The organism is Ensifer sp. SSB1 (genome assembly GCF_016652895.1).
Taxonomy (GTDB): Bacteria; Pseudomonadota; Alphaproteobacteria; order Rhizobiales; family Rhizobiaceae; genus Ensifer.
The window spans coordinates 1-20,825 of the sequence record NZ_JAEPRP010000129.1 but is presented as its reverse complement, the minus strand read 5'-3'; the positions used below and the strand labels follow the sequence as shown (position 1 = coordinate 20,825).

Genomic DNA, 20,825 nt, shown 5'->3' with positions numbered 1-20,825 from the left:
ATGATTGAGCCTTCTCGCATATTAGAGATGGCGATTGTCAAGACTTGGTCAAGACAAAGCCGACAAACGAACCGCGCGTAAACGCCGCATCGTGCTTCTGCGACCTCGTTGGAATTGCTGCATAATCGGACCTCAAACCGTTTCTGGTTTCGGCAATTATGCAGTAGAACATTGCAACCACATTGCCTGCGTCCGGGCCGCTTCAGGGTCCGCTTTCTGGAAAGTTCAGACATGCCTGCAAAACTGTCCGTGAATCTGAATGCCGTCGCAATGCTCCGCAACCGGCGCGATCTGCCCTGGCCCTCCGTCACTGCGCTGGGCCGGATTGCGCTGGAAGCGGGGGCTGCCGGTCTTACCGTGCATCCGCGTCCCGACCAGCGCCACATCCGCTTTAGCGATCTGCAGCCGATCCGCGACCTGATCGACGGGGCGTTTCCGGAGACGGAATTCAACATGGAAGGCTACCCGAACGAGGAGTTCCTTGTCCTCGTGGAAACGCATCGGCCGGAGCAGGTGACTTTGGTGCCCGACGATCCGGCGCAGGCGACCTCCGATCACGGCTGGGATTTCCGCAAGAACCACAACCTGCTCGGCAATGTCGTCGGCCGGCTGAAGAAGAAGGGCTTCCGCGTTTCGCTGTTTGCCGATGGCGACGAGGACCAGGAGGCGCTGCGCATCGCCAAGGAAACCGGCGCCGACCGCATCGAGCTTTATACCGGCCCCTATGGCGGCTGCTACGACGATCCGGAAAAGGCGGAGAAGATCGCCGGCGAACTCGGCCGCACCGCCGCGATTGCCGAAAGCCTTGGTCTCGAGGTCAATGCAGGGCACGACCTGACGGTCGCCAACCTGCCACTGCTTGCCAGACACATTCCGAACCTTGCCGAAGTCTCGATCGGCCACGGCCTGACGGCGGATGCGCTGGAATACGGCATGGCCGAAACCGTGCGCCGCTTCCGCCGCGCCTGCGGCCAGGAAGTCTGAGGCGCACTGCGCCTCCACACCATGACAGTCCGGCGTTCCATCGCGATTGGAGCGCCGGCAGAGTTTGGCACGGTTCAGCGCCCTTGCGCGGTGGCGCCGCGCTTTTTCGGGTACCCGTCCGTAACGCCTTGAACGCTGAGTCATGAAGGACCTCTTTGTCGTCACCCACACGGAATCCGTCCATCACCTGGAAGGCAAGGTGGGCGGCTGGTATGACACGGGCCTGACGGCGCGCGGCAGACGGGATGCGCAAGCGACCGCTGAACGCCTGGCGACTCTCGTCGGTTCGCGTGATTTGGAGATCCACAGTTCGGATCTGTTGCGCGCTGCAGAAACAGCGGCGGCGATCGCCGGGCGCCTGTCGCGGTCGGTCACGGAAACCGCCGATCTCAGGGAAATCAGCTATGGTGTCGCGGGCGGCAAGCCGCAGGCCTGGCTCGATGCGCGCTACTCCCCGGCGCCTGACGACAATCGGCTGGATCATGATTGCGGAATAGAAGGTGCGGAAACCCGACGAGATGTGGCGCTTCGCGTCTATCCTTGTGTCGAAGCGATCGTGGCGCGGCCTTGCGAAACCCAGATCATCGTCACCCATGGCTTCACGCTGACGCTCGTCATCGCCGCCTGGATGCGGGTTCCGGTCGAGGCGACGGGCTTTCTCAGCTTCCCGGCAAAGTCCGGAAGCATCACCCATCTGCGCCAGGATGATTTCTTCCGGAATCGGGCAGTTGTCGGTCTGGCGGATGTTTCACACCTGAGCGCCTGAGCCCGGCAGATATCCTGTAGCGGAGGTCGACCTTCAGGCAGCGCCAGTCGTAAATCATCTGCAAAAGCCAAATTCTCGCAGTCGAACTTTCGACTGGCGCGCGCAAACCCGCGCGCGGACTGCTATAGGTCGAATCCAGATTTCCCCTTGTGTGCCGCCCATGACATCTCCCACCAGCTTCCGCGAGCGCATCGCCCTCTATGCGCTTTTGACCTCGCTCACCTCGATCAGCATCGACGCCCTGTTGCCGGCCTTGCGGCAGATCGGCGCCGACGTCGGCGTCGCGCCGCCACTTTCGACCCAGCACATCATCTCGCTTTTCATCCTCGGCATGGCGTTCGGGGAGCTGCTGCTCGGGCCGCTCTCGGACGCGATGGGGCGGAAGAGGGCGCTTGTTCTGGGGCTCGGCGTCTATGGGATCGGAACCGTGATTGCGTTTGCCGCGGGTTCGCTCGAGATGGTGATCCTTGGCCGGTTCTTGCAGGGGATCGGGGTCTCGGGGCCGAAGATCGCGACCAGGGCGATGATCCGCGACCAGTTCGAGGGGGACGCGATGGCGCGCGTCATGTCCTTCATGTTCACGCTGTTCATTCTCGTGCCGATGCTTGCGCCGACGCTGGCGCAGGGCATCATTACCATAGCCGGCTGGCGCAGCGTCTTTGCCGTTTATCTCGGCGTGGCGGGTCTTCTCGGGCTGTGGCTGGTGATGCGGCAGCCCGAAACGTTGCCGATGGACAAGCGCATTCCCTTTCGGCCGCGGCTTCTGCTCGCGAATGGGCGGCGCATCCTGTCGCATCGCAGGGTGTCGCTGCTGATCGTGGCGACCGGGCTCGTCTTTGGCGCGCAGCTTCTTTATCTGAGCACGGCGGCCGACCTCTTCTTCGACGCCTATGGGATCGGCCAGACCTTCCCGCTCTATTTCGCCATGCTGGCGACGGGCATCGGGCTTGCTTCGTTCCTCAATGCCAAGCTCGTGCAGCGCTTCGGTGCGGAGGTCATGGCGCGACGGGGCTTTCTGGGATTGGCCGCCGCAGGACTGGCGATGCTCGCGGCATCCCTCTTCTGGGGCGGGCGTCCGCCGCTGACGGTGCTGCTGATGTTGGGCTTTGCCGCCTTCTTTGCGGTCGGCGTGTTGTTCGGCAATCTCAATGCCATGGCCATGCGTTCCCTGGGGCAGGTTGCAGGGCTCGGCGCGTCGCTGATCGCCTCCGGCTCCAGCCTTGTGGCGACCGTGTTTTCGATCGCGGTGGGCGCTTTCTACGATGGCACGGCGCTCAACCTTTCGGCCGGCTTCTTCCTGGCTGGCGTCGGCGCGCTCGTGCTGGCCGAGCTTGCGCTCAGGGCCGATGCCGCGCCCGTAGAAGCCATACGGTAGGCGGCGGCAATCGCCGGGCAGGGCCACGTGACGAGCCTTCCCACACCGGCCTCGCTGATGCGGATCCTCGGTTCGGGCCCTGCCAAGGCGGCGATGGGCTAACCGTTATAGACGACGGAAATCTTGTTTCCGGAGGGATCGCGCATGTAGGCGGCGTACCAGTGCGGCCCATAATGCGGCCGCGGGTTGGGGGCGCCATCATCCGTTCCGCCATTGGCCATGGCCGCCTGGTAGAAAGCATCGACCTCCCGACGGGACCGGACCATGAAACCGACCATAGAGCCATTTCCAGCGCTCGCCGGTTCGTTGTTGAAGGGTTTGCAAACCCACAACACTGGACCATTGCCGGTTCCGCCTTCGGAGTAGGCGCGCCAGTCCGGAAATTCCGTGTGCGTTTTCCAGCCGATCGTCGCCAGGGCGGCATCGTAGAAGGCATTGGACCTGGCAGAATCCAATGCGCCGACGGTCAAGTAAACGCTCATGATTTCCCCATCTTTTGTGGCGGTGAAGTCGGGGGGATTTATAGAGCGAAAAATGTGAACAAAGCAAGAACAAATTGCGGCGTAGACCGCGGCGAAATTGTCTCGCCGGCAGGAGCGGGGGCGGGTGCTCCGGGAGGTGCCTCGAGCCCGGCGCAAAGGGCCGGGCTCGCATCGTCGTGGTCGCTATCACTCAGCCGGCAAGGCGGGCCTTGCTCGCTTCCAGGAAGGTGCCGAGCTTCACCGGCGTCGCGCCCGTCAGCGATGTCACATCGTTTGTCACCATGGCGATGTGGCCTTCGCGGGTATTGGTGTCGAAGGAGACGACGATCGGGATCAGGAAGTCCGGAAGGCCGGCGCCCTTCAGGCCACCCGCAAGGGCATCGTCCGAAATGTGCACGACGCCAAGCGGCTTTCCGGTTGCCTTGGCGACGAGGGCTGCGATCTCATCGGTCGAGCGCTGCTCGCCGCCGGTCAGCGTGTAGGTGCGGCTCTCGTTCGTGGTTGCGGCAAGCGCTGCTGCAGCGGCCTTGGCGGCATCGGCGCGGGCGATATGGGCGAGGCGGCCATCACCCGATGAGGAATACCATTGACCGGTTTCAAGCGCATGGGGCAGCGCCATGAACAGGTTTTCCATGTACCAGCCGTTGCGCAGGATCGTGTAGGGGATGCCGGTCGCCTTGATGGCGTTTTCGGTGCCGAGGTGGTCGGGCGCAAAGGGGATGACCGATGTCTCGGGGCTCGGCATCGAGGTGTAGAGGATGTGCTTCGCACCTGCCTTCTGTGCGGCCGCTACGGCGGCCAGATGCTGTTTCAGCCGCTTGCCCGGCTGGTCCAGCGCGTCGGTCGAGATGATCAGGATCCGGTCGGCGCCGGAAAAGGCGTTGTCGAGCGATGCCGGGTCGTCGAAATCGGCGACGCGGGCCTGGACGCCCCTGGCCGTGTAGTCGGCAAGCTTCGCCGTGTCGCGGCTGGTGGCGATGATCCGGTTCGGTGCGACGCCGGACGCAAGCAGTTGATCGAGCACGAGCTTGCCGAGTTGGCCGGTTGCACCGGTGACGAGCAATGTATCGGACATGTCTTCCTTTTCCTCTTTCGGAATTGAGCGGCGAGATCGGGTTTGCCCACCTCGCCGGTTGCGGCCGGCCGCCTGGGAGGAGGTGCTGGCACATGGTCTCTTTTTGAGACTTGCTCTTATCTAGTAATCTCGATAGAGCTGTAAAGGAGGCAGTTTTTTCTCTCGTGGTTACAGGAAGGGTACCGCCTATGAACAAGGTGACGGGCGAGGTGAAGGGCAAGCGCGTGGCGATCATCTGCGGCGTGCCGATGGATATGGAGAATTGCCCGGTCCGCGATGTCATGGACAATATCGGTGGCAAGTGGAATTCGCTGATGATCCTGTCGCTGGCCGACGGTCCCTTGCGCTTCTCGCAGCTTCGCCGGCTGATCCCGGACATCTCCCAGCGCATGCTGACCCAGACGCTGCGCGACCTGCAGCGCGACGGCTATCTCCACCGCACCGTCTACCCGACCCAGCCGCCGAGCGTGGAATATGCGCTGACCGATCTCGGCCGCTCGCTGCTCGGCCTGCTCAAGCATTTCGTCGATTGGTCGGTGGAAAATCACGGAGCGATCCGCGCGGCACGCGAGGTTTATGACGCGGAGGCGTAGGCGTAGGCGCTTCGTTGCGGCTGCGTGCCACCCGAGAGCCGCGATTTCGTGCGCGCCGTGGTGGGTCTTCCTGTTTTGTTTCCAGCAATCGTTACGGAGTTTGCCCCTCACACTGAGCCTCTCCCCGCGAGCGGGGAGAGGGGACGTGGCCGCTCGCGGCCCAAACGAAGACACCCCGGAGGGATCGCGGGCGCCATCGTTGAGAAGGGGGGATGCCACGATTGACGTGAGCCGAGGGGAAGCGAGCGGGTGCCGCGCGTATCCTTCGCCCCGCCTGCGGGGAGAAGGTGGCCGGCAGGCTGGATGGGGGGCGGTTGCGAGGCGCGCGCGACGCCGTGTCCCACGCGGCAAACTTGCCCTAGCGCCTTGATTTTCCCTATAGTTTCGTCGAGCGTCCACGTCACCTCGGGGAATCATGAAGACACTTGATATCGGCATTGCGGGCGCTGGCCCGGCGGGGCTCGCGGCGGCGCTGATGCTGTCGCGACAGGGGCATCGGGTGGAAATCCTCGAGCGGTTCGCTGAGGCGTCGCCGGTCGGTTCCGGCCTGATGCTGCAGCCGACGGGCCTGACGGTCCTGAGTGCGCTCGGCCTGTTGCAGCCGACGCTTGCGCTCGGCAGCCGGATCGACCGGCTCTATGGCGCCGATGCAAAATCCGGCCGCACGGTGCTTGATGTGCGCTACGACGCGCTGGCCGGTGGCCGCTTCGGGCTGGCGGTGCAGCGCGCGGCCCTTTTCAACACGCTTCACGACGCCGCGGCTGCGGCAGGGCTGCCGGTCAAGACCGGCGCTACGCTGACCGATATTCGCATGGCAGGCGGCAAGGCCGTGCTGCTGGATGCGCAAAGGCATGAGGCGGGCGCCTATGATCTGGTGGTCGATGCGAGCGGCGCGCGATCGGCGCTCTCGGCGGGCTCCCCTGTGGCGCCCAAGCTTCGCGAGCTTGCCTATGGCGCCTTCTGGGCGACGCTCGACAGCGACGGGCTCAATCATGATCCGCACGCACTGGTGCAGCGCTACGACCGGGCAAAGGTGATGATCGGTATCTTGCCGGCGGGCCGCGCGCGGATGGGCGAGCGCGAGCGCGTCGCCTTCTTCTGGAGTTTGCGGGTAGCGGATGCGGACGCGATACGACAGGCCGGGCTCGACCGCTGGAAGGCACGTATCCGCGATTACTGGCCGGATTGTGCGCCCTTGCTCGATCAGATCACCGACTGGGAGCAACTGACGCTGGCGCGCTATGCGCATCGCACCATGCGCCGACCGGTCTCCGGCCGCATCGCCTTTGTTGGCGACAGTGCCCATTCGACCAGCCCGCAGCTCGGGCAGGGGGCGAATATGGCGCTGCTCGATGTCGCAGCACTTGTGCATGCGCTGGAGACTGCCGGCGATCTCGATGTCGCACTTGCCGCCTATGCCGCCGCACGCCGCAACCATGTCGCGCTGTTCCAGCTGCTTTCGCTCCTCTTTACGCCCTTCTACCAGTCGGACTCCACGGCTCTCGCCTGGCTGCGTGACCGGCTGGTGGCGACTGTCGCGCGCACGCCGCCGATGCAGGCGCTGCTCGCCTCGATCGTCTCGGGCACGCTGATCGACCCGTTCAAGCCGGCAGGACTAGCCGAATGCGACTGGCAGGCGGTCGGCGCGCGCACGCAGCACCTATCGGCCGGACCACCGAAAACGGCAAGCGCCTAAGAGGTACTGCGGGGGCGCAGTTTCCACCATAAAGGTGGCTGCGAATCCTGTAGGGAGATAGGGGCGGCAGTGTTGCCGGTCGGAATGGTGGATGCGGAGCGTGCGATGACCAACAGTGTGGCGGCAATTCTCGTGCATGTTCCGGATCCGGAAGCGGGTCTTGCCTGGTACGCCAGCGCCTTCCCCGAAGCGGAACGGTTTCGGCTCGACGAATTCGATTTCAGCTACTTGCGGATCGGCGCCATCGATCTCGAAATCGTCCAGGCGGACGAGAAGGTGGCGAGCGGTGCTGCAGGCTCCGTCGTCTATTGGGCGGTCGACGATCTCGACCGTGCGCTTGCGCATTTCGAAGCGCTCGGCGCGCATCTCTATCGCGGGCCGATGGCGATACAGGAGGGGTACTGGATGTGCCAGGTGCGGGATCCCTGGGGCAATTGCATAGGCCTTCGCGGGGCGAGGCCTGGGCACAAGGGAGACGAAGCCTGATGGTAGAAGGTCCCGTCACCTGCGAAATTCGCTACCGGCTCGATGAAAGCCGGTTGGCGGAATTCGAGGCCTATGCCCAAACCTGGATGACCCTGATCGAGCGTCACGGCGGCAGACATCACGGCTATTTCATCCCGCGCGAAAAGCCCGAAGGCATCGCGACGAGTTTCCCCGGCGTCGGCGCGGAGGGCGGTGGTGATGTCGCCGTGGCGCTCTTCACCTTTCCGGACGAGGAGGCGTATCGGCGCTATCGCCGTGAGGTTGCTGAAGATCCGGATGGCATTGCGGCCAATGCGCGGTATGCGGATGATCCGCCTTTCCTCAGCTACGACCGCATCTTCCTGCAGCCGCTTCCAAGAGCCGAATGACCGGACGCAAGCAAAGGCGGGGTTGCGCCCTCTTTGCTTGCGCCTCTTTCGTTTTTTCGTTCAGGCAGCCCATGCCAGCGCAGGGTTCTTCAATGCGAACTCGACGGCGGCTTCTGCGTGGATCGCGGTGGAATCGAAGCCCGGCAGCGGCAGGGCGCGCGGGTCGAGGGTCAGGCAGATCTCGGTGCAGCCGAGGATGACGGAGTCGGCGCCCTGGGCTTCCGCCTTGTCGATCAGGTCGATCAGCGCCCGGCGGGAAGAGCGCAGCACCTTGCCGGCGCAGAGTTCGTCGAAGATGATGTTATGGGTTAGTGCCCGGCCCTCGGCATCCGGCACCATGATGTCGATGCCGTGGCTGAGCATGCGCTCGGCATAAAAGCCGTGCTCCATGGTGTAGCGGGTGGCAAGCAGCAGCGGCCTGCGGCTGCCGGCAGCCTTCAGGCGCACGGCCGTCTCATCGATGATGTTGATCAGCGGAATGTTGACCGCCGCCTGCACCGCGTCTGCGATCAGGTGCATGGTGTTGGTGCAGATCAGCACGCAATCGGCGCCGGCCGCCTCGAGACCGAGGGCGACATCGGTAAGGCGCTCGGCGGCATCGGCCCAGCGGCCGGCCTTCTGCAGGTCGACGATCGACTGGAAGTCGACGGAGTGCAGCAGCACTTCAGCCGAATGCAGGCCGCCCAGGCGTTCGCGGACGGCCTCGTTGACCATGCGGTAGTAGATTGCCGAGCTCTCGAAGCTCATGCCGCCGATCAGACCAATCTTGCGCATTACCGTTCCTTTTTCACTCTGGGGCATGCCGGGCACGCCGTTGTTCGATGGCTGGAACTATGCGGCCGAAGCCGCCGGAATGGTTCGCTTTGTTGGCGAGGGAATTGCAGTTCCGCGCGAAAAATTTTCGCGTTGAACCGATTTCATGCAAACATGGTCGGTGGTGAGCGATAATAGGGGGAGGGATCGGCGTGCTTGACGAGAGAGACAGGAAGCTGCTGGCGCTGCTGCAGCAGGACGCCAGTGTCGCCGTCGGTGAATTGGCGGAACGGGTCAATCTTTCGCTGTCGGCCTGTTCGCGGCGCATCCAGCGTCTGGAGGAGGCGGGCTACATCGCCCGGCGCATCGTCGTGCTCGATCGGGAACGCATGGGCGTGCCGACCACGGTCTTTGCGCTGATCAAGACGGCGCACCATTCGGACGAGTGGATCGAGACCTTCCGACGGGCAATCAGCGATATCCCCGAAATCGTCGAGGCGCATCGATTGACGGGGAACTACGACTATATCGTCAAGGTCGTGTTGCCGCGCGTCGAGCACTACGACGTGGTCTACAAGCAGATCGTGCGCAAGGTGGAACTCTTCGACGTCTCGGCCTCGATCTCGATGGAAATCCTGAAGAGCGGCACGGCGGTGCCGGTCGACTATGCGGAGTAGGAAGCAATGACGGGTGAGGCAAACGACGCGGGTGTGGCGAATGACGGCGACGTTGCCGGTGCACTGCTGCTGGTCGATGTCCAGCGCGCCTTCATCTCCGGGCCGGAGGCCGTGCCCGGCCATGTCGACCTCCAGCGGGCCGTTGGCGCTCTGTTGAGGCAGGCGCGGGCGGCTGGCGTGCCGGTGATCTTCCTGCAGAACGATGGGCCCGAGGGTGCCCCCGACGAGCCGAAGACCGACGGCTGGGAGCTCTTCTTCCCCGCAGAGGCAGGAGAAGCGGTGGTGCGCAAGCGCAAGGACGACGGTTTCGACGGTACCGATCTCGAAGAACTGCTTCGGGCAGGGAAGGTCGAGACGATCGCGATCTGCGGCATGCTCTCCGAAATGTGCCTGGCGGCGACAGCCCGGTCGGCGATGGCGAAGGACTTCACCGTGATCCTCGCCAACGACGCGCACGCGACCTATGACGTGCCGCCCGGTCCCGGCCGTTCGCCGATGGTGCCGGCGCGTCTGGCAGCACGTGCCGCCGAATGGTCGCTGGGCGACGAGATCGTGCTGGTGGATGGTGTCGAGGACATCGCTTTTGCGGCAGCGCCTTCGTCTTCCTGAGCCTGCCGCCCGCGGCGTCGCCCCAGCGGCTCAAGATGCGCTCGGCAGGCGGCTTGGCCCGAAGCGAGCCTCGTAGTCCGAAGGCGAGATGCCCTTGCGGCGCTGAAAGGCGCGGCGCATGCGCTCGGCATTGCCGAAGCCGAAAAGGAACGGGGCACGGGAAACGGACGCGTCTCCTCGCTGGATCGCCTCGCAGGCCGCTTCGACGCGCAATTCCTCGATGAACTGCGCCGGGCTTGCGCCCATCGTCTGCGTGAACAGGCGCGAGAAATTCCGTTCGCTCATGCGCGCCATCTCCGCAAGGCGAGGCACGGAAAGGTCGGCTGCAAGATCGGAGCGGATCTCCGCCACCAGCGCATCGAAGCGGTCGCCCCGGCTCGTCACCTGCTGATGCAGGGCGGCGCTGAACTGGCGCTGGCCGCCGGTCCTCTTGACGTAAAGCACCAGGGAACGCGCCAGCCGCAAAGCCTCGGCGCGACCGAGGTCCTCTTCGACCATCGCAAGCGCCATATCGATGCCGGCGGTGACGCCGGCGGAAGTCCAGATGCCGCGATCCTCCTCGAAGATCGAATCTTCCCGCACCTCGATTGCCGGGAAGTCCCGGCGAAACTGCTCGCAATCCTCCCAATGGGTCGTTGCCCGCCGCCCATCGAGATGGCCGCCCCGCGCGAGAATGAAGGCGCCGAGGCAGATGGAGCCGAGGCGCCTGCATTTGCCGGCCACGCCGGCGAGAAAGGCGAGCAGCGCCTCCGAATTCGCCGCTTCCAGCGCGCTTTGACCGCCGGAAACGAGCAATGTGTCGGGCGGGGCCGATGCGCAAATGGAAAATGGCCGCGTTTCAAGGGCGATGCCCGTGTCGGTGGCGATCGGTCCGCCGGTCTCGGAGACGAGCGAAATGGCATAGGCCGGCAATCCCGAGGCGGTGCGGGCGTCGTTGAAGACCTGCAGAGGGCCGGTCACGTCGATCAGCTTGGTGCGATCGAAGAGCACGAAGGCGACATTTCGGGTCATTCGATCCGGCTTGGCGTAAAACGAGGGCATATTGTCATTTATGCCAGTGCGTGCCCATGGCAGCAAGGAGGAAGCTTTCACCCGCAGCCAAGGAGACGGACATGCTTGAACTCAGGCCGAACTGCGAGCTTTGCGATTGCGAGCTGCCGCCGGAATCGGAAGATGCGCGCATCTGCAGCTACGAGTGCACCTATTGTGCAGGCTGCGTAGAGGGGATTCTCGAAAATGTCTGCCCGACCTGTGGCGGCGGGTTTGCGCCGCGGCCCATTCGGCCCACGAGATCCTGGCGACCGGAAAAGCGGCTGGGCCTGGGTTTCGATCCGGCAAGCGAGGTCCGCCGCCACTCACCCTTCACGGCGCAGGAGATTCGGTCACATGTGGCGCGGATCCGGCATCTTGCTCCCGGCGAACGCTGACGGCTGGGCAATCCGGCAAGATGCGTCGAGAACGCAATCAGGGGCCGTTCTTGACTTTTTGCAAGGGTGGCATGAGGTGGTTGCGCTTGTCCTTGCCCACCACAACCCCAATGTTGTTGCATGTCCAACAGGAAGGCCGGCTGGGCAGCCAGCTGGAAGCAAACATGCAGGACAGGCATCACGTGGTCGTCGTCGGCGGCGGGTTCGGCGGATTGCAGCTCGTCAAGGGGCTTGCCGGCGCGCCGGTCAGGATCACTCTCATCGACCGGCGCAACCATCATCTTTTCCAGCCCTTGCTCTACCAGGTCGCAACGACGCTGATCGCGACGTCGGAAATCGCCTGGCCGATCCGCAGCCTCTGGCGCGACCGGCCGGAGGTGACGACGCTTCTCGGCGAGGTGAGCGATGTCGACGAGGCCGGAAAGGCCGTGGTGCTCAGGGACGGAAAGCGCATTGGTTACGACACGCTGGTGCTGGCGACCGGGGCGACGCATGCCTATTTCGGCCATGACGAATGGGAGCCGTTCGCCCCCGGGCTGAAGACGCTGGAAGATGCAACGACGATCCGCCGCCGGGTGCTGCTCGCCTACGAGCGCGCCGCGCTGGCAGAGGAGCCGGTCGCGCGCGCTGCACTGCTGACCTTCACCGTCATCGGTGCCGGGCCGACCGGCGTCGAACTCGCCGGCATCATCGCCGAGATGGCGCACCGCACGCTTCCGGACGAGTTTCGCCGCATCGATACGCGGCAGGCCCGCGTCATCCTGGTGGAAGCGGGGCCGCGCATTCTTGCCACCTTCAGCGAGGATCTCTCTGCCTATGCGGTCAAGGAGCTGGAGCGGCTCGGCGTCGAGGTTCTGACCGGCACGCCGGTGACATCCTGCACCGAAGAGGGTGTGATGATCGGCGAAGAATTCGTCGGCAGCCGCACGCTTGTCTGGGCCGCCGGTGTCCAGGCGTCGCCCGCCGCCCGCTGGCTGGATATCCCCGCCGACCGCGCCGGCCGGGCAATCGTCGGGAATGACCTCACGGCCCCAGGCCATGCGGATGTCTTCGTCATCGGCGATACGGCTTCGGTCACCTATGACGGCGGCAAGCCGGTGCCGGGCATAGCACCCGCCGCCAAGCAGCAGGGCGCCTATGTGGCCGATGTCATCCGCGCGCGGCTTGTCGGTGACAAGCCGCCCGGCGATTTCCGCTACCGCCACCAGGGCAGTCTCGCCACCATCGGCCGCCGTGCCGCGATCATCGATTTCGGCCGCTTCAAGCTCAAGGGCGCGCTTGCCTGGTGGATCTGGGGCATCGCCCACATCTACTTCCTGATCGGTACCCGCAGCCGCTTCGCCGTTGCCTGGAGCTGGTTCTGGACCTACTTGAGCGGCCAGCACAGCGCCCGGCTGATCACCCAGAAGGAGACGTTGAAGGAAAAGGGTTGAGCCAGTCCTGCATGCACTTTCTAGGTGGTTCCTTCCTCGTTATGTTCCCGCTCTGCGATTGCGTAAAGCCGAGGAATAGATGACGAAATACCAGCACCTAAGCTGCCCCTCTGCCGCTTTCTTCCTGTTCTTTGCCTTTGGTGCGGCGGCGGTAGAGGCCGCCGGCGCCTGCCCAAAGATCAGCTATTCCGCCGAGCGCAGCAAACTGCAGCAGTTTTTGTCCTCAAGCGCGGTTCCCCGCGATGATGTGCGGTTTCTGGTGAAGGGTGTGGAGCAGCGGGTCAGGGAAATCCCGCAAAACCGCTTGAACGCGCGCGGTCTCGAATGCGGGGTTCAGACGTTACGCGCTCTTGTCCTCGGCTGCGTGAATGAAACCATGCCTGCGTCCTTCCGGTCTCTCACCTCGCCAAGCCGCAAGACCGGAAAAACGCTTTGGGGAAAAGCAAATGTTTCCGGTGGGGAAGCGGTTGTGATCGGGATGTTTCATGCCTGCCGCGGCGGCGCCACTGAGGCGTTCCTTTTAGGCAACTGACCGGAAACAAGGTTGGGAGCTGGCGCTCCCTACTTCTGCACCTTCACGATCAGGATCATCGGGCGATCGACCTCTTCGGCCAGTGCCGGGATTTCGGCGATCTGCGCTTCGGTGGGGCGCCACTCCTCGACATGGCGAATGGCAAAGCCTGTTGATATCAGCGTGTTGAGCGTGGTGCCGAGCGTGCGGTGGTGCTTGATCACGCCCTTTGCCAGCCAGTCGGTCGTTCGCGGCCCTTCCTCGGAATAGTGGTCGATCGGCCAGGTGCGTTCGCCGTTATCGATCCGCCAGCCGGGATTGTGGGAGGCCATGTAGATCGGGTGCTCGATGGTGAACACGAAGTGCGCGCCCGGCACGAGCGCCCGGTGGATGGTGGCGACGAGCCGGCCGAAATCCTCGACATAGTGGAAGGCGAGCGAGCTGTAGGCGAAGTCGAAGCTCGTTTCGGGCAGCTCAAGCTGGTCAAGATCGGCGATGCAGTAATCGATCGCAGCATCGGATGTGTCGGCCTTGGCGCGGGCGATCATCTTTTCCGAGAGATCGAGCCCAACCACATGGGCGGCCCCGGCCTCGCGGGCATGACGCGAGAACCAGCCATAGCCGCAGCCGAGATCGACGACGCGATTTCCTGACAGGTCCGGCAATTGGGCGCGAATCGCCGGCCATTCGGCAGCGCCGGCAAGGCCATGCACCGAGCGCCCGAGTTGGCTGTAGCCTTCGAAGAATTCCGGCTTGTCGTAGATATTCTGGGCCATGGTCGTCTCCTTGAAGAGGCAGCGGACGGCGCGCACTTCCGTCTGCCACGCGCGATAGAGCGAGTTGGCGCCCTATTGCCGTTACCGAGGGAACAGCTTGCTCCCTGATATCCTGCTCCATGCAGGAAAACATGCAGCACATCAATGCACTAGAGCAACGTGTCGAAATGGTGCGCGGTGTCGCAAGGTCAAGTTGCGCCAGCCGAGCAAGTTTTGCTTGCGTTTTCAGGCGGTGTGCTAATGTAAGATTCTCTTGGTTCAGTCCCATCTCGGGGAGGCGTAATGTCCGAGACCATTCATCCTGCTGCCATCCACCATTTACCAGCCTTCATCACCGCGCCGGGAGAAAGCGACTGGCTCTTCAATGCCGTCGTCGTCTTCCTGATCGTTTCGATCTTCGCGCTCGGTACGCTCTATCTCCGGCTGCATGCGCTGCCGGAGCACATGGCGCACAAGACCAACAAGATCCAGCTTGAACTGGTGGCGGTTCTGGCACTGCTTTCACTGCTCACTCACAACAATCTCCTGTGGGGTGCGGCGCTCCTCCTGGCGCTGATCGACCTGCCGGATTTCTCCTCTCCGCTTTCATCGATCGCCGGCTCGCTGGAGAAAATTGCCGGCAAGGTGGTTGATCAGCCTGCCGCGACCGCGCCGGTCTCGTCGGAGACCGAGTTTGCCGAGAGCCACCCGCAGCCGTCACACGGCCACGCGGCACCCATTCAGCCGTCGACGGAAGGGAAGGCATAAGCCATGTTCGAGTTTCTGCTTTGCTCGATGTTGACCATCCTGCCCGACTATCTCTTCCGCCGCTACGTTCAGGGCAAGCGGATCGGGCGTGAAATTACGCTGTTCTCCGTCTGGTTCGAACTGCGCTGGGGCATTACCGCCTGTGTCGTGCTGACGATCTCGCTGATCACGCTGATCTTCTACTTCCATCCGTCGACCACGAGCGTCAGCGCGGCTTTCCGCACCGTGGCGGTCCTGCCGGAGACCAACGGGCGCGTGACGGAGATCTATGCCACCCGCTTCGAGAAGGTGAAGGCCGGCCAGCCGCTGTTCAAGCTCGACAGCTCGGAGGAGGAGGCGAAGGCCGAGGTTGCCCGCCGGCAGATCGCCGAGGTCGATGCGGAGACGACCGTTGCCCGCACCGAGCTTGTGGCCGCCGATGGCGTGATTGTCCAGGCACAGGCCGCCATGCAGCAGGCGCAGGACGAGTACGACACCCAGGTCGAGCTCAACAAGCTCAACCCCAATGTCGTCGCTCGACGCGAGATCGAGCGGCGGCAAGTGGCCCTCGAAGGGACCAAGGGCGCGCTGACGGCCGCCCAATCCAACAAGCAGACGCTCGAGACGAAGCTCTCCTCGCTGCTGCCATCGCAGAAGGCCAGCGCCGAAGCGGCGCTGGAACAGGCGGAGGTCGACATCGCCAAGACGACCGTGCGCGCTGGCGTGTCTGGCACGCTGCAGCAGTTCACCCTCCGGGTCGGCGAAGTCGTCAACCCGCTGCTGCGTCCTGCAGGTGTCCTCGTGCCAGAGGATGCCGGGCGGGCGCGACTGGTTGCCGGCTTCGGCCAGATCGAGGCGCAGGTGATGAAGGTCGGCATGATCGGGGAGGCGACCTGCGTCGGTAAACCCTTCACTATCATCCCGCTCGTCGTCACCGAGGTACAGGACGTGATTGCGTCAGGCCAGGTTCGCGCCAGCGACCAGCTGATCGATGTCACCCAGATCTCGCGGCCCGGCACGCTGACGGTGGTCATGGAGCCGCTTTACCCCGGCGTCCTCGACGATGTTCCGCCCGGCAGCAGCTGCATCGCCAATGCCTATACCAGCAATCATGATGAACTGGACAAGCCCGGCATCACCACGCTGCAATGGGTCGCCTTGCACGGGATCGATACAGTGGGCCTCGTGCATGCGGCGATCCTGCGCATCCAGGCGCTGATGCTGCCGGTGCAGACGCTGGTGCTCGGCGGGCATTGAGGGGCCACAAGCCTCTGAAATGCCCCGTGGCAGTCAAAATTAAAGGGCCCCGACCGCAAATGGTCGGGGCCCTTTCTCGTTCCCCATTTCTCAAATGAATTGAGCCTCCGCGGGGAGCGGAGGCCCAAGCGCGCAATAAAAATAAATAATGCAACTGCACGGCAATAAAAACGCAACCATACGAACTCTTCCGGGGATTGTATGTCTGCGGTGTGCAATTACAGGTACAGTTTGGCAAAAGCGGTGCCTGAAATCAATAAAATTTAAGTGGCATTTGAGTAGTCAATTTGGGCTAGGCAAAACCGCGCGCTGCCCTACCCAGGCGGGTTATCAAGGCATTGACGGGATTAGGCGCCGTTTCGGTGCAGTGGCCCGTGCGATCACTGGCTTTCGTTACCGCCTTGAACGTCCGATCGGCATCGTCCAGGGTTCCCAGGTGGCGTCGTGGCTGCCGCCTTCGCGGCGGTAAAAATGCTTGGCAGTTTCGTTGGTCGCCAGCACCGTCCAGTTGATGCGCGGGGCGCCGATGTTGGCGGCATGGCGTTTCAGGCCGTCGATCAGTGCGGCGCCGGCGCCCGAGGAACGTGCTGTTTCATCGACGAAAAGTTCCTTCAGCACCAGCGTTGGCTTCAGATCGTAGGTCCAGGGGATGACATAGTGCACGGCGATGCCGATTGCGCGGCCGTCGCGCTCGGCGACCAGCACGCCGAAGCGCGGGGCTGCGCTGAAGCCATGCTCGACCAGATCCGCTTCGGTGACGCAGAACTTGTCGATGTAGCCTTCGAACACCGCAAGTCCGCGCATCAGCCGCAGCACGTCTTCCACGTCGCGACGTTCGAAGGGCCTGATGGTGAGGGGTGATGCCTGCATCTCGATCGCTCGTGCAAAGGGGTTAACGGGAAGGCGCGGGTTACGCAAGGCCGGCGAAAGACCGAATGCACTGCACCATTTTTCGGGATCGCGATCGATTTCAGGGTGAAATCAAGCGCGATCCCGGATGCTGCAGCGCCGCGCGTCCGACAAGGCGCGAGGCGCGGGAATGAGCACCGTCGCGCCTGGCTCAGGCGGCGAGCAAGGCCTGTGCTTCGCCCGGAGCCGCGCCGCTTGCGAAGGCAAGGCCCTCGTCTTCCCAGCCGGTGATGCCGCCGATCATGATCTTCACGGGAAGGCCGAGGCGGGCGAGCTTGAGCGCAGCCTGGTCGGCGCCGTTGCAATGCGGACCGGCGCAATAGGCGACGAAGAGGGTATCTTCGGGCCATTCCGCCATGCGCTCCGCGGTGATCTGCCGGTGGGGCAAGTGGATGGCGCCCGGCACATGGCGGCGGGCGTAGGCGGCATCGGAGCCGACCACATGCAGAAGCACGAAATCCTGCTCGCCGCTTCTCAGTGCGTGAGCAACGTCCGAGCAGTCGGTCTCGACGCTCAGGCGCTTGGCAAAATGGGCGATGGCGATCTCGGGGGAGGCGGCAGGGGTTTCGGTGACAAAGCTCATCGGGGCTCTCCTTGGCTCGGTGCGGGTTGACGAGGAGATGTTTAGCAGCGGCTGAAGGGGGCTGGCAGTTGGCAGCTTTGCCATATATGCTCAAGATCATGCCAAAGTCGTCCTCCACTGTTCCACCGCTTCAGAACCCGCTCGTCGTGGCGCTCGCCTATGACGGGCTCTGCACTTTCGAGTTCGGCGTCGCCGTCGAGATGTTCGGCCTGCCGCGGCCGGAAATGGGCGAGGGCTGGTATCGCTTCGCCGTCGCCGCCGTCGATCCCGGCGAGCTCCGGGCAACGGGCGGCGTGCGCTTTGTCACTGATGGCGGTATCGAGCTTTTGGGGCAGGCCGGGACGATCATCGTGCCCGGCTGGCGCGGGGCCGACCAGCCGGTACCGGAAGCGGTCTGTGAGGCGCTTCGTGAGGCCCGCGCCCGCGGCGCGCGCGTCCTTTCCATCTGCTCCGGCGTCTTCGTGCTGGCGGCGGCCGGGCTGCTCTCGGGCCGGCGGGCGACGACCCACTGGCGCTATACCGACAAGCTGAAGGTGCTCTATCCCGATGTCGAGGTGGTGCCGGATGTGCTCTATGTCGACGGCGGTCAGGTCTTGACGTCGGCAGGCAGCGCGGCCGGCATAGACCTCTGCCTGCATCTGATCCGCCGCGATTTCGGCAGCGAGGCGGCCAACCGCGTGGCCCGCCGCCTGGTGGTGCCGCCGCATCGTGACGGCGGACAGGCGCAATTCATCGAGCGGGCGGTACCGGACGTGCACGAGAGCGCCCGGCTCGGGCCGCTGCTTGACCGGATGCGCGCGCGGCTTGGCGAGGATTTTTCGATCGCGGCGCTGGCAAAGGCCGCCGGTATGAGCGAACGCACCTTCCTGCGCCGCTTCGAGGCAGCGACCGGCACGACGCCGGCACGCTGGCTTTTGTCCGAGCGGCTTTCCCGCGCCCGGCAATTGCTGGAGGAAACCGCACTCGGCATGGAGCAGGTGGCCGAAGCCTCGGGCTTCGGCTCGACCCAGACGCTGCGTCACCACTTCCGCCAGCAGCTTTCCACGACACCCGCCGCCTACCGCACCGCCTTCGGGCGGATGCCGGGGGTAAATCCGGTGACGGAGGTCGCGGCGGAGTAAACCGCCGCGCGCCTCGATAGCAGGCTTCAAGCCTCAGACAGGGCAGGCTCGCCGCCTTCCTTGCGGAAGAAGGAGCGGAAGAACACCCGGTCCGGCGCCGAGACGATCACCCGGGCGATGATTGCCGTGGCGACGATGGCGAAGACAAGGCGGCCGAAGAAGACGCTGGTGAAATCAGCGCCGAGTGCGACGACGACCAGCGTATCTTCCACCAGGCTGTGGCCGAAGCCCATGAAGACGCAGGCGAGGAAGACCTGGCGCGGCTCCACTCTGGCTTCGCGGGCCTCGCGGATCAAAAGCGCACCGCCATAGGAAATGCCGAGCAGTACGCCGACGGCGGCGAAGGGGACCGTTTGCGCCTGGATGCCGGCCAGACGGAAGAGCGGAGCCATGCCCCGGTTCAGCCAGCCGAGGATGCCGACCAGCTTGAGGATCTCGATCAGCCAGCTCAGCGCCAGCAAGACCACGAGCATGGTGGCGAGTGTCTTCAGCATGCTTAGCGCGAAGCCGCTCCAGCCCGGCGCTTCGCTGACCGGTATCCACGCGGGCTGAAGCGGGGCAGAGAGCCATCCGGTGGCGGCGAAAATCTGGTGCAGGATGGCGGCGAAGACGAGGCCGCCGCCGATACGAAGCGCTGCGGTGACGACGAAGCCGGGGCCCGCCCGCTGGATGATACGCTGCTCGATCGGGATCGCATGCGCCACCAGCAGCAGTGCCGAAAGGACGGTCATGTCGGCGGTGGTCAGCTCGGATACCGGCACCAGCGTGAACACGACGACCACGGCGCCCCAGATGCCGACCAGAAGGCCGGTGAGCCAGGCAAAGGCAAATTCTGGCGGCAGGCCAACGAGCGTCATCAGCGGCTCGAAGGCCGGCGCGACGGCGCGGATGACGCCGAGTTCCTGCAGCACATGGGTGACGATGGTGATGGGAACGATGATGCGTACCAGGTCCCAGTAGACTTCGAGGGTCGTCAGCGTCTTGCGGTAAAAAATGATGTGAACGGGCATGGTGGTCTCTCCTTGAATTTGTTGTCCAAGGACTAGCGCGAGGCTCTTCGCAGTTGTGGTCAAAATATGCACATCTGTGCAATAAAATTGCATTGCGCCGAAGCGGGGATGGATATGGACAAGATCGACGGCAAGCTCTTGAGGCTCCTGCAGCAGGACGCGTCGCGCACCAATGCCGATCTCGCGGCCGAGGTCGGGCTGTCGCCTTCGAGCTGCCTGCGCCGCATCAGGCGGCTTCACCAGACCGGCGTCATCGACAGGATCGTCGCGGTGCTTAATCCCGCAAAGGCGGGTCGCACCATGAAGGCGATCATCACCGTCGAGCTCGAGCGCCACGGCGAACAATATATCCGCCGTTTCCTCGACATGGCGACCAGGGAGCCGGCAGTCGTCCAGGCCTATAGCGTCAGCGGCGAGACCGACGCCATTTTGATGCTGCGGCTGAAGGACATGGACGAACTCGACGCGCTGACCGAGCGGCTGTTTCGGGAGGAGAGCAACGTCGCGCGCTATTACACGGCCTTCGTGATCCGTACGGGCAAGGAAACAACGGAGATACCGGTGTGAGGGCGGTCGCCAAAAGGCAGTAACGGCGACCGTCGGCGACAGGCTTGCCTGGCATGCGGTCGCGCCGGGGGTAGTCCCCCGGCGCTTAGGCTGTCATCACTTCACCGCAGCATTGCCGCCATCGGCAAAAAGCGCAGCGCCCGAGACGAAGCTTGCCATCGGGCCCGAGAGGAAGAGCGCGGCCTGGGCGATTTCCTCCGGCTGGGCGATGCGCTTCATCGCGTGCAGACCGGCGGCCCAATCCTTGTTCTCCTTGCTGCCGGCTGCCGGCGTGTCGACGCCGCCCGGAAGCAGCGCGTTGGCGCGGATGCCCTTGGCGCCATAGTCGGCGGTAATGCCCTTGACGAGCCCCATCAGGCCGGCCTTTGCCGCGCCATAGGCGGCCATGCCGGGGATGCCGACGCTGGTGCCGACGAAGGTGGAGGTGAAGACCAGCGAGCCGCCGTCACGCGCGAGCATCGCCGGGATCTGGTGGCGGGCGCCGAGGAAGGCGGAGGTGAGGTTGGTGGCAAGCGATTGCTGCCATTCCGCAAGCGTGATCTCGGCGACCGGCTTCATGACGTTGACCGCACCGGCATTGTTGACGGCGATGTCGAGACCGCCGAACTGGTTGAGCGCCGCTTCCACCAGCCGGATATGGG

26 protein-coding genes are annotated in these 20,825 nt (G+C 64.1%); 17 read left to right on the top strand and 9 right to left on the bottom strand.

Annotation, left to right across the window (positions count from 1 at the left end; all coding sequences use genetic code 11):
• Positions 1-231: 231 nt before the first annotated feature.
• The 3 genes from I8N66_RS26315 (at position 232) to I8N66_RS26305 (ending at position 3,125) form a co-directional block, all read left to right on the top strand.
• Entirely contained in the window at positions 232-984 is a 753-nt protein-coding gene (locus tag I8N66_RS26315) for a pyridoxine 5'-phosphate synthase (protein ID WP_291160081.1), read from the top strand.
• Positions 985-1,126: 142 nt separating this feature from the next.
• Positions 1,127-1,750 carry a histidine phosphatase family protein gene (locus I8N66_RS26310; RefSeq protein ID WP_291160078.1) on the top strand — a complete coding sequence of 208 codons (624 nt, stop codon included), beginning with the start codon at positions 1,127-1,129 and terminating at the stop codon, positions 1,748-1,750.
• Positions 1,751-1,910: 160 nt separating this feature from the next.
• Positions 1,911-3,125 carry a multidrug effflux MFS transporter gene (locus I8N66_RS26305; protein WP_291160075.1) on the top strand — a complete coding sequence of 405 codons (1,215 nt, stop codon included), beginning with the start codon at positions 1,911-1,913 and terminating at the stop codon, positions 3,123-3,125.
• A 98-nt stretch (positions 3,126-3,223) separates the two neighbouring features.
• On the opposite strand, the gene I8N66_RS26300 is transcribed toward I8N66_RS26305, so the two are convergent.
• The gene (locus I8N66_RS26300) at positions 3,224-3,607 is read right to left on the bottom strand and encodes a VOC family protein (protein WP_291160071.1); all 384 of its coding nucleotides are present in this window, start codon (positions 3,605-3,607) and stop codon (positions 3,224-3,226) included.
• A gap of 190 nt (positions 3,608-3,797) precedes the next feature.
• Positions 3,798-4,682: an SDR family oxidoreductase gene (locus tag I8N66_RS26295; protein ID WP_291160068.1), complete on the bottom strand. Its 885-nt coding sequence runs from the start codon at positions 4,680-4,682 to the stop codon at positions 3,798-3,800.
• A 188-nt stretch (positions 4,683-4,870) separates the two neighbouring features.
• Between I8N66_RS26295 and I8N66_RS26290 the strand changes: the two genes are divergently transcribed.
• The 4 genes from I8N66_RS26290 to I8N66_RS26275 all read left to right on the top strand — a co-directional run bounded on the left by I8N66_RS26290 (position 4,871) and on the right by I8N66_RS26275 (position 7,825).
• Positions 4,871-5,275, top strand: coding sequence for a helix-turn-helix domain-containing protein (locus I8N66_RS26290; protein WP_291160066.1), 405 nt, complete (start codon positions 4,871-4,873; stop codon positions 5,273-5,275).
• Between the two features lie 415 nt (positions 5,276-5,690).
• A complete protein-coding gene (locus tag I8N66_RS26285; RefSeq protein WP_291160062.1) occupies positions 5,691-6,971 on the top strand; it encodes an NAD(P)/FAD-dependent oxidoreductase in 1,281 nt (426 codons plus the stop codon).
• Between the two features lie 105 nt (positions 6,972-7,076).
• Positions 7,077-7,457: a glyoxalase/bleomycin resistance/dioxygenase family protein gene (locus I8N66_RS26280; RefSeq protein ID WP_291160059.1), complete on the top strand. Its 381-nt coding sequence runs from the start codon at positions 7,077-7,079 to the stop codon at positions 7,455-7,457.
• Positions 7,457-7,825, top strand: a complete 369-nt coding sequence (locus I8N66_RS26275) for an NIPSNAP family protein (RefSeq protein WP_291160056.1) — start codon at positions 7,457-7,459, stop codon at positions 7,823-7,825. Before I8N66_RS26280 ends, I8N66_RS26275 begins: the two co-directional genes overlap by 1 nt.
• Positions 7,826-7,885: 60 nt before the next feature.
• Here I8N66_RS26275 and I8N66_RS26270 read toward each other — a convergent pair whose 3' ends face one another.
• Positions 7,886-8,599, bottom strand: coding sequence for an aspartate/glutamate racemase family protein (locus I8N66_RS26270; RefSeq protein WP_113536043.1), 714 nt, complete (start codon positions 8,597-8,599; stop codon positions 7,886-7,888).
• On the opposite strand from I8N66_RS26270, the gene I8N66_RS26265 reads away from it, so the two are divergent.
• From I8N66_RS26265 to I8N66_RS26255, 3 genes are read left to right on the top strand one after another with little or no spacing between them, the layout of a single operon-like run.
• Positions 8,592-8,735, top strand: a complete 144-nt coding sequence (locus I8N66_RS26265) for a hypothetical protein (RefSeq protein ID WP_162768641.1) — start codon at positions 8,592-8,594, stop codon at positions 8,733-8,735. The two genes, I8N66_RS26270 and I8N66_RS26265, sit on opposite strands and share 8 nt — an antisense overlap.
• A 55-nt stretch (positions 8,736-8,790) precedes the next feature.
• Positions 8,791-9,255, top strand: coding sequence for an Lrp/AsnC family transcriptional regulator (locus I8N66_RS26260; RefSeq protein ID WP_113536042.1), 465 nt, complete (start codon positions 8,791-8,793; stop codon positions 9,253-9,255).
• 6 nt (positions 9,256-9,261) lie between these two features.
• The gene (locus I8N66_RS26255; RefSeq protein ID WP_291160049.1) at positions 9,262-9,864 is read left to right on the top strand and encodes an isochorismatase family protein; all 603 of its coding nucleotides are present in this window, start codon (positions 9,262-9,264) and stop codon (positions 9,862-9,864) included.
• 30 nt (positions 9,865-9,894) lie between these two features.
• On the opposite strand, the gene I8N66_RS26250 is transcribed toward I8N66_RS26255, so the two are convergent.
• On the bottom strand, positions 9,895-10,875 hold the full coding sequence (locus I8N66_RS26250; RefSeq protein WP_291160046.1) for a helix-turn-helix domain-containing protein: 981 nt from the start codon (positions 10,873-10,875) through the stop codon (positions 9,895-9,897).
• A gap of 101 nt (positions 10,876-10,976) precedes the next feature.
• On the opposite strand from I8N66_RS26250, the gene I8N66_RS26245 reads away from it, so the two are divergent.
• The 3 genes from I8N66_RS26245 (at position 10,977) to I8N66_RS26235 (ending at position 13,256) form a co-directional block, all read left to right on the top strand.
• Complete coding sequence (locus tag I8N66_RS26245) at positions 10,977-11,291, top strand: DUF1272 domain-containing protein (RefSeq protein WP_223724851.1); 315 nt, start codon at positions 10,977-10,979, stop codon at positions 11,289-11,291.
• 164 nt (positions 11,292-11,455) lie between these two features.
• Entirely contained in the window at positions 11,456-12,724 is a 1,269-nt protein-coding gene (locus tag I8N66_RS26240) for an NAD(P)/FAD-dependent oxidoreductase (protein ID WP_291160042.1), read from the top strand.
• Positions 12,725-12,803: 79 nt separating this feature from the next.
• On the top strand, positions 12,804-13,256 hold the full coding sequence (locus tag I8N66_RS26235) for a hypothetical protein (protein ID WP_291160039.1): 453 nt from the start codon (positions 12,804-12,806) through the stop codon (positions 13,254-13,256).
• A 29-nt stretch (positions 13,257-13,285) separates the two neighbouring features.
• On the opposite strand, the gene I8N66_RS26230 is transcribed toward I8N66_RS26235, so the two are convergent.
• A complete protein-coding gene (locus I8N66_RS26230) occupies positions 13,286-14,011 on the bottom strand; it encodes a class I SAM-dependent methyltransferase (protein ID WP_291160035.1) in 726 nt (241 codons plus the stop codon).
• Between the two features lie 282 nt (positions 14,012-14,293).
• Between I8N66_RS26230 and I8N66_RS26225 the strand changes: the two genes are divergently transcribed.
• Positions 14,294-14,758, top strand: a complete 465-nt coding sequence (locus I8N66_RS26225; protein ID WP_113536037.1) for a hypothetical protein — start codon at positions 14,294-14,296, stop codon at positions 14,756-14,758.
• A gap of 3 nt (positions 14,759-14,761) precedes the next feature.
• The gene (locus I8N66_RS26220) at positions 14,762-15,994 is read left to right on the top strand and encodes an HlyD family secretion protein (protein ID WP_113536036.1); all 1,233 of its coding nucleotides are present in this window, start codon (positions 14,762-14,764) and stop codon (positions 15,992-15,994) included.
• 393 nt (positions 15,995-16,387) lie between these two features.
• Here I8N66_RS26220 and I8N66_RS26215 read toward each other — a convergent pair whose 3' ends face one another.
• Both I8N66_RS26215 and I8N66_RS26210 read right to left on the bottom strand, forming a co-directional pair.
• The gene (locus I8N66_RS26215) at positions 16,388-16,864 is read right to left on the bottom strand and encodes a GNAT family N-acetyltransferase (protein WP_291160028.1); all 477 of its coding nucleotides are present in this window, start codon (positions 16,862-16,864) and stop codon (positions 16,388-16,390) included.
• A 190-nt stretch (positions 16,865-17,054) separates the two neighbouring features.
• Positions 17,055-17,486, bottom strand: a complete 432-nt coding sequence (locus I8N66_RS26210; RefSeq protein ID WP_291160025.1) for a rhodanese-like domain-containing protein — start codon at positions 17,484-17,486, stop codon at positions 17,055-17,057.
• Positions 17,487-17,563: 77 nt separating this feature from the next.
• Between I8N66_RS26210 and ftrA the strand changes: the two genes are divergently transcribed.
• The gene (ftrA, locus tag I8N66_RS26205) at positions 17,564-18,607 is read left to right on the top strand and encodes a transcriptional regulator FtrA (protein WP_291160084.1); all 1,044 of its coding nucleotides are present in this window, start codon (positions 17,564-17,566) and stop codon (positions 18,605-18,607) included.
• Between the two features lie 26 nt (positions 18,608-18,633).
• Here the strand turns inward: ftrA and I8N66_RS26200 are convergent, their stop codons facing one another.
• Positions 18,634-19,617 (bottom strand): nucleoside recognition domain-containing protein, encoded by a 984-nt coding sequence (locus I8N66_RS26200; protein ID WP_113536032.1) that lies wholly within the window; start codon positions 19,615-19,617, stop codon positions 18,634-18,636.
• A 114-nt stretch (positions 19,618-19,731) separates the two neighbouring features.
• Here I8N66_RS26200 and I8N66_RS26195 point away from each other — a divergent pair, with 114 nt between their 5' ends.
• Entirely contained in the window at positions 19,732-20,184 is a 453-nt protein-coding gene (locus tag I8N66_RS26195; RefSeq protein WP_291160022.1) for an Lrp/AsnC family transcriptional regulator, read from the top strand.
• 96 nt (positions 20,185-20,280) lie between these two features.
• Here the strand turns inward: I8N66_RS26195 and I8N66_RS26190 are convergent.
• A partial coding sequence (locus I8N66_RS26190) for an SDR family oxidoreductase (RefSeq protein ID WP_291160020.1) occupies positions 20,281-20,825 on the bottom strand: 545 nt, incomplete at its 5' end.

Excerpts from the sequence above, each read along its gene's own strand:
- I8N66_RS26315 (WP_291160081.1), top strand. The coding sequence starts at position 232 with ATGCCTGCAAAACTGTCCGTGAATCTGAATGCCGTCGCAATGCTCCGC.
- I8N66_RS26310 (WP_291160078.1), top strand. The coding sequence starts at position 1,127 with ATGAAGGACCTCTTTGTCGTCACCCACACGGAATCCGTCCATCACCTG.
- I8N66_RS26305 (WP_291160075.1), top strand. The coding sequence starts at position 1,911 with ATGACATCTCCCACCAGCTTCCGCGAGCGCATCGCCCTCTATGCGCTT.
- I8N66_RS26300 (WP_291160071.1), bottom strand. The coding sequence starts at position 3,607 with ATGAGCGTTTACTTGACCGTCGGCGCATTGGATTCTGCCAGGTCCAAT.
- I8N66_RS26295 (WP_291160068.1), bottom strand. The coding sequence starts at position 4,682 with ATGTCCGATACATTGCTCGTCACCGGTGCAACCGGCCAACTCGGCAAG.
- I8N66_RS26290 (WP_291160066.1), top strand. The coding sequence starts at position 4,871 with ATGAACAAGGTGACGGGCGAGGTGAAGGGCAAGCGCGTGGCGATCATC.
- I8N66_RS26285 (WP_291160062.1), top strand. The coding sequence starts at position 5,691 with ATGAAGACACTTGATATCGGCATTGCGGGCGCTGGCCCGGCGGGGCTC.
- I8N66_RS26280 (WP_291160059.1), top strand. The coding sequence starts at position 7,077 with ATGACCAACAGTGTGGCGGCAATTCTCGTGCATGTTCCGGATCCGGAA.
- I8N66_RS26275 (WP_291160056.1), top strand. The coding sequence starts at position 7,457 with ATGGTAGAAGGTCCCGTCACCTGCGAAATTCGCTACCGGCTCGATGAA.
- I8N66_RS26270 (WP_113536043.1), bottom strand. The coding sequence starts at position 8,599 with ATGCGCAAGATTGGTCTGATCGGCGGCATGAGCTTCGAGAGCTCGGCA.
- I8N66_RS26255 (WP_291160049.1), top strand. The coding sequence starts at position 9,262 with ATGACGGGTGAGGCAAACGACGCGGGTGTGGCGAATGACGGCGACGTT.
- I8N66_RS26250 (WP_291160046.1), bottom strand. The coding sequence starts at position 10,875 with ATGACCCGAAATGTCGCCTTCGTGCTCTTCGATCGCACCAAGCTGATC.
- I8N66_RS26245 (WP_223724851.1), top strand. The coding sequence starts at position 10,977 with ATGCTTGAACTCAGGCCGAACTGCGAGCTTTGCGATTGCGAGCTGCCG.
- I8N66_RS26240 (WP_291160042.1), top strand. The coding sequence starts at position 11,456 with ATGCAGGACAGGCATCACGTGGTCGTCGTCGGCGGCGGGTTCGGCGGA.
- I8N66_RS26235 (WP_291160039.1), top strand. The coding sequence starts at position 12,804 with ATGACGAAATACCAGCACCTAAGCTGCCCCTCTGCCGCTTTCTTCCTG.
- I8N66_RS26230 (WP_291160035.1), bottom strand. The coding sequence starts at position 14,011 with ATGGCCCAGAATATCTACGACAAGCCGGAATTCTTCGAAGGCTACAGC.
- I8N66_RS26225 (WP_113536037.1), top strand. The coding sequence starts at position 14,294 with ATGTCCGAGACCATTCATCCTGCTGCCATCCACCATTTACCAGCCTTC.
- I8N66_RS26220 (WP_113536036.1), top strand. The coding sequence starts at position 14,762 with ATGTTCGAGTTTCTGCTTTGCTCGATGTTGACCATCCTGCCCGACTAT.
- I8N66_RS26215 (WP_291160028.1), bottom strand. The coding sequence starts at position 16,864 with ATGCAGGCATCACCCCTCACCATCAGGCCCTTCGAACGTCGCGACGTG.
- I8N66_RS26210 (WP_291160025.1), bottom strand. The coding sequence starts at position 17,486 with ATGAGCTTTGTCACCGAAACCCCTGCCGCCTCCCCCGAGATCGCCATC.
- I8N66_RS26200 (WP_113536032.1), bottom strand. The coding sequence starts at position 19,617 with ATGCCCGTTCACATCATTTTTTACCGCAAGACGCTGACGACCCTCGAA.
- I8N66_RS26195 (WP_291160022.1), top strand. The coding sequence starts at position 19,732 with ATGGACAAGATCGACGGCAAGCTCTTGAGGCTCCTGCAGCAGGACGCG.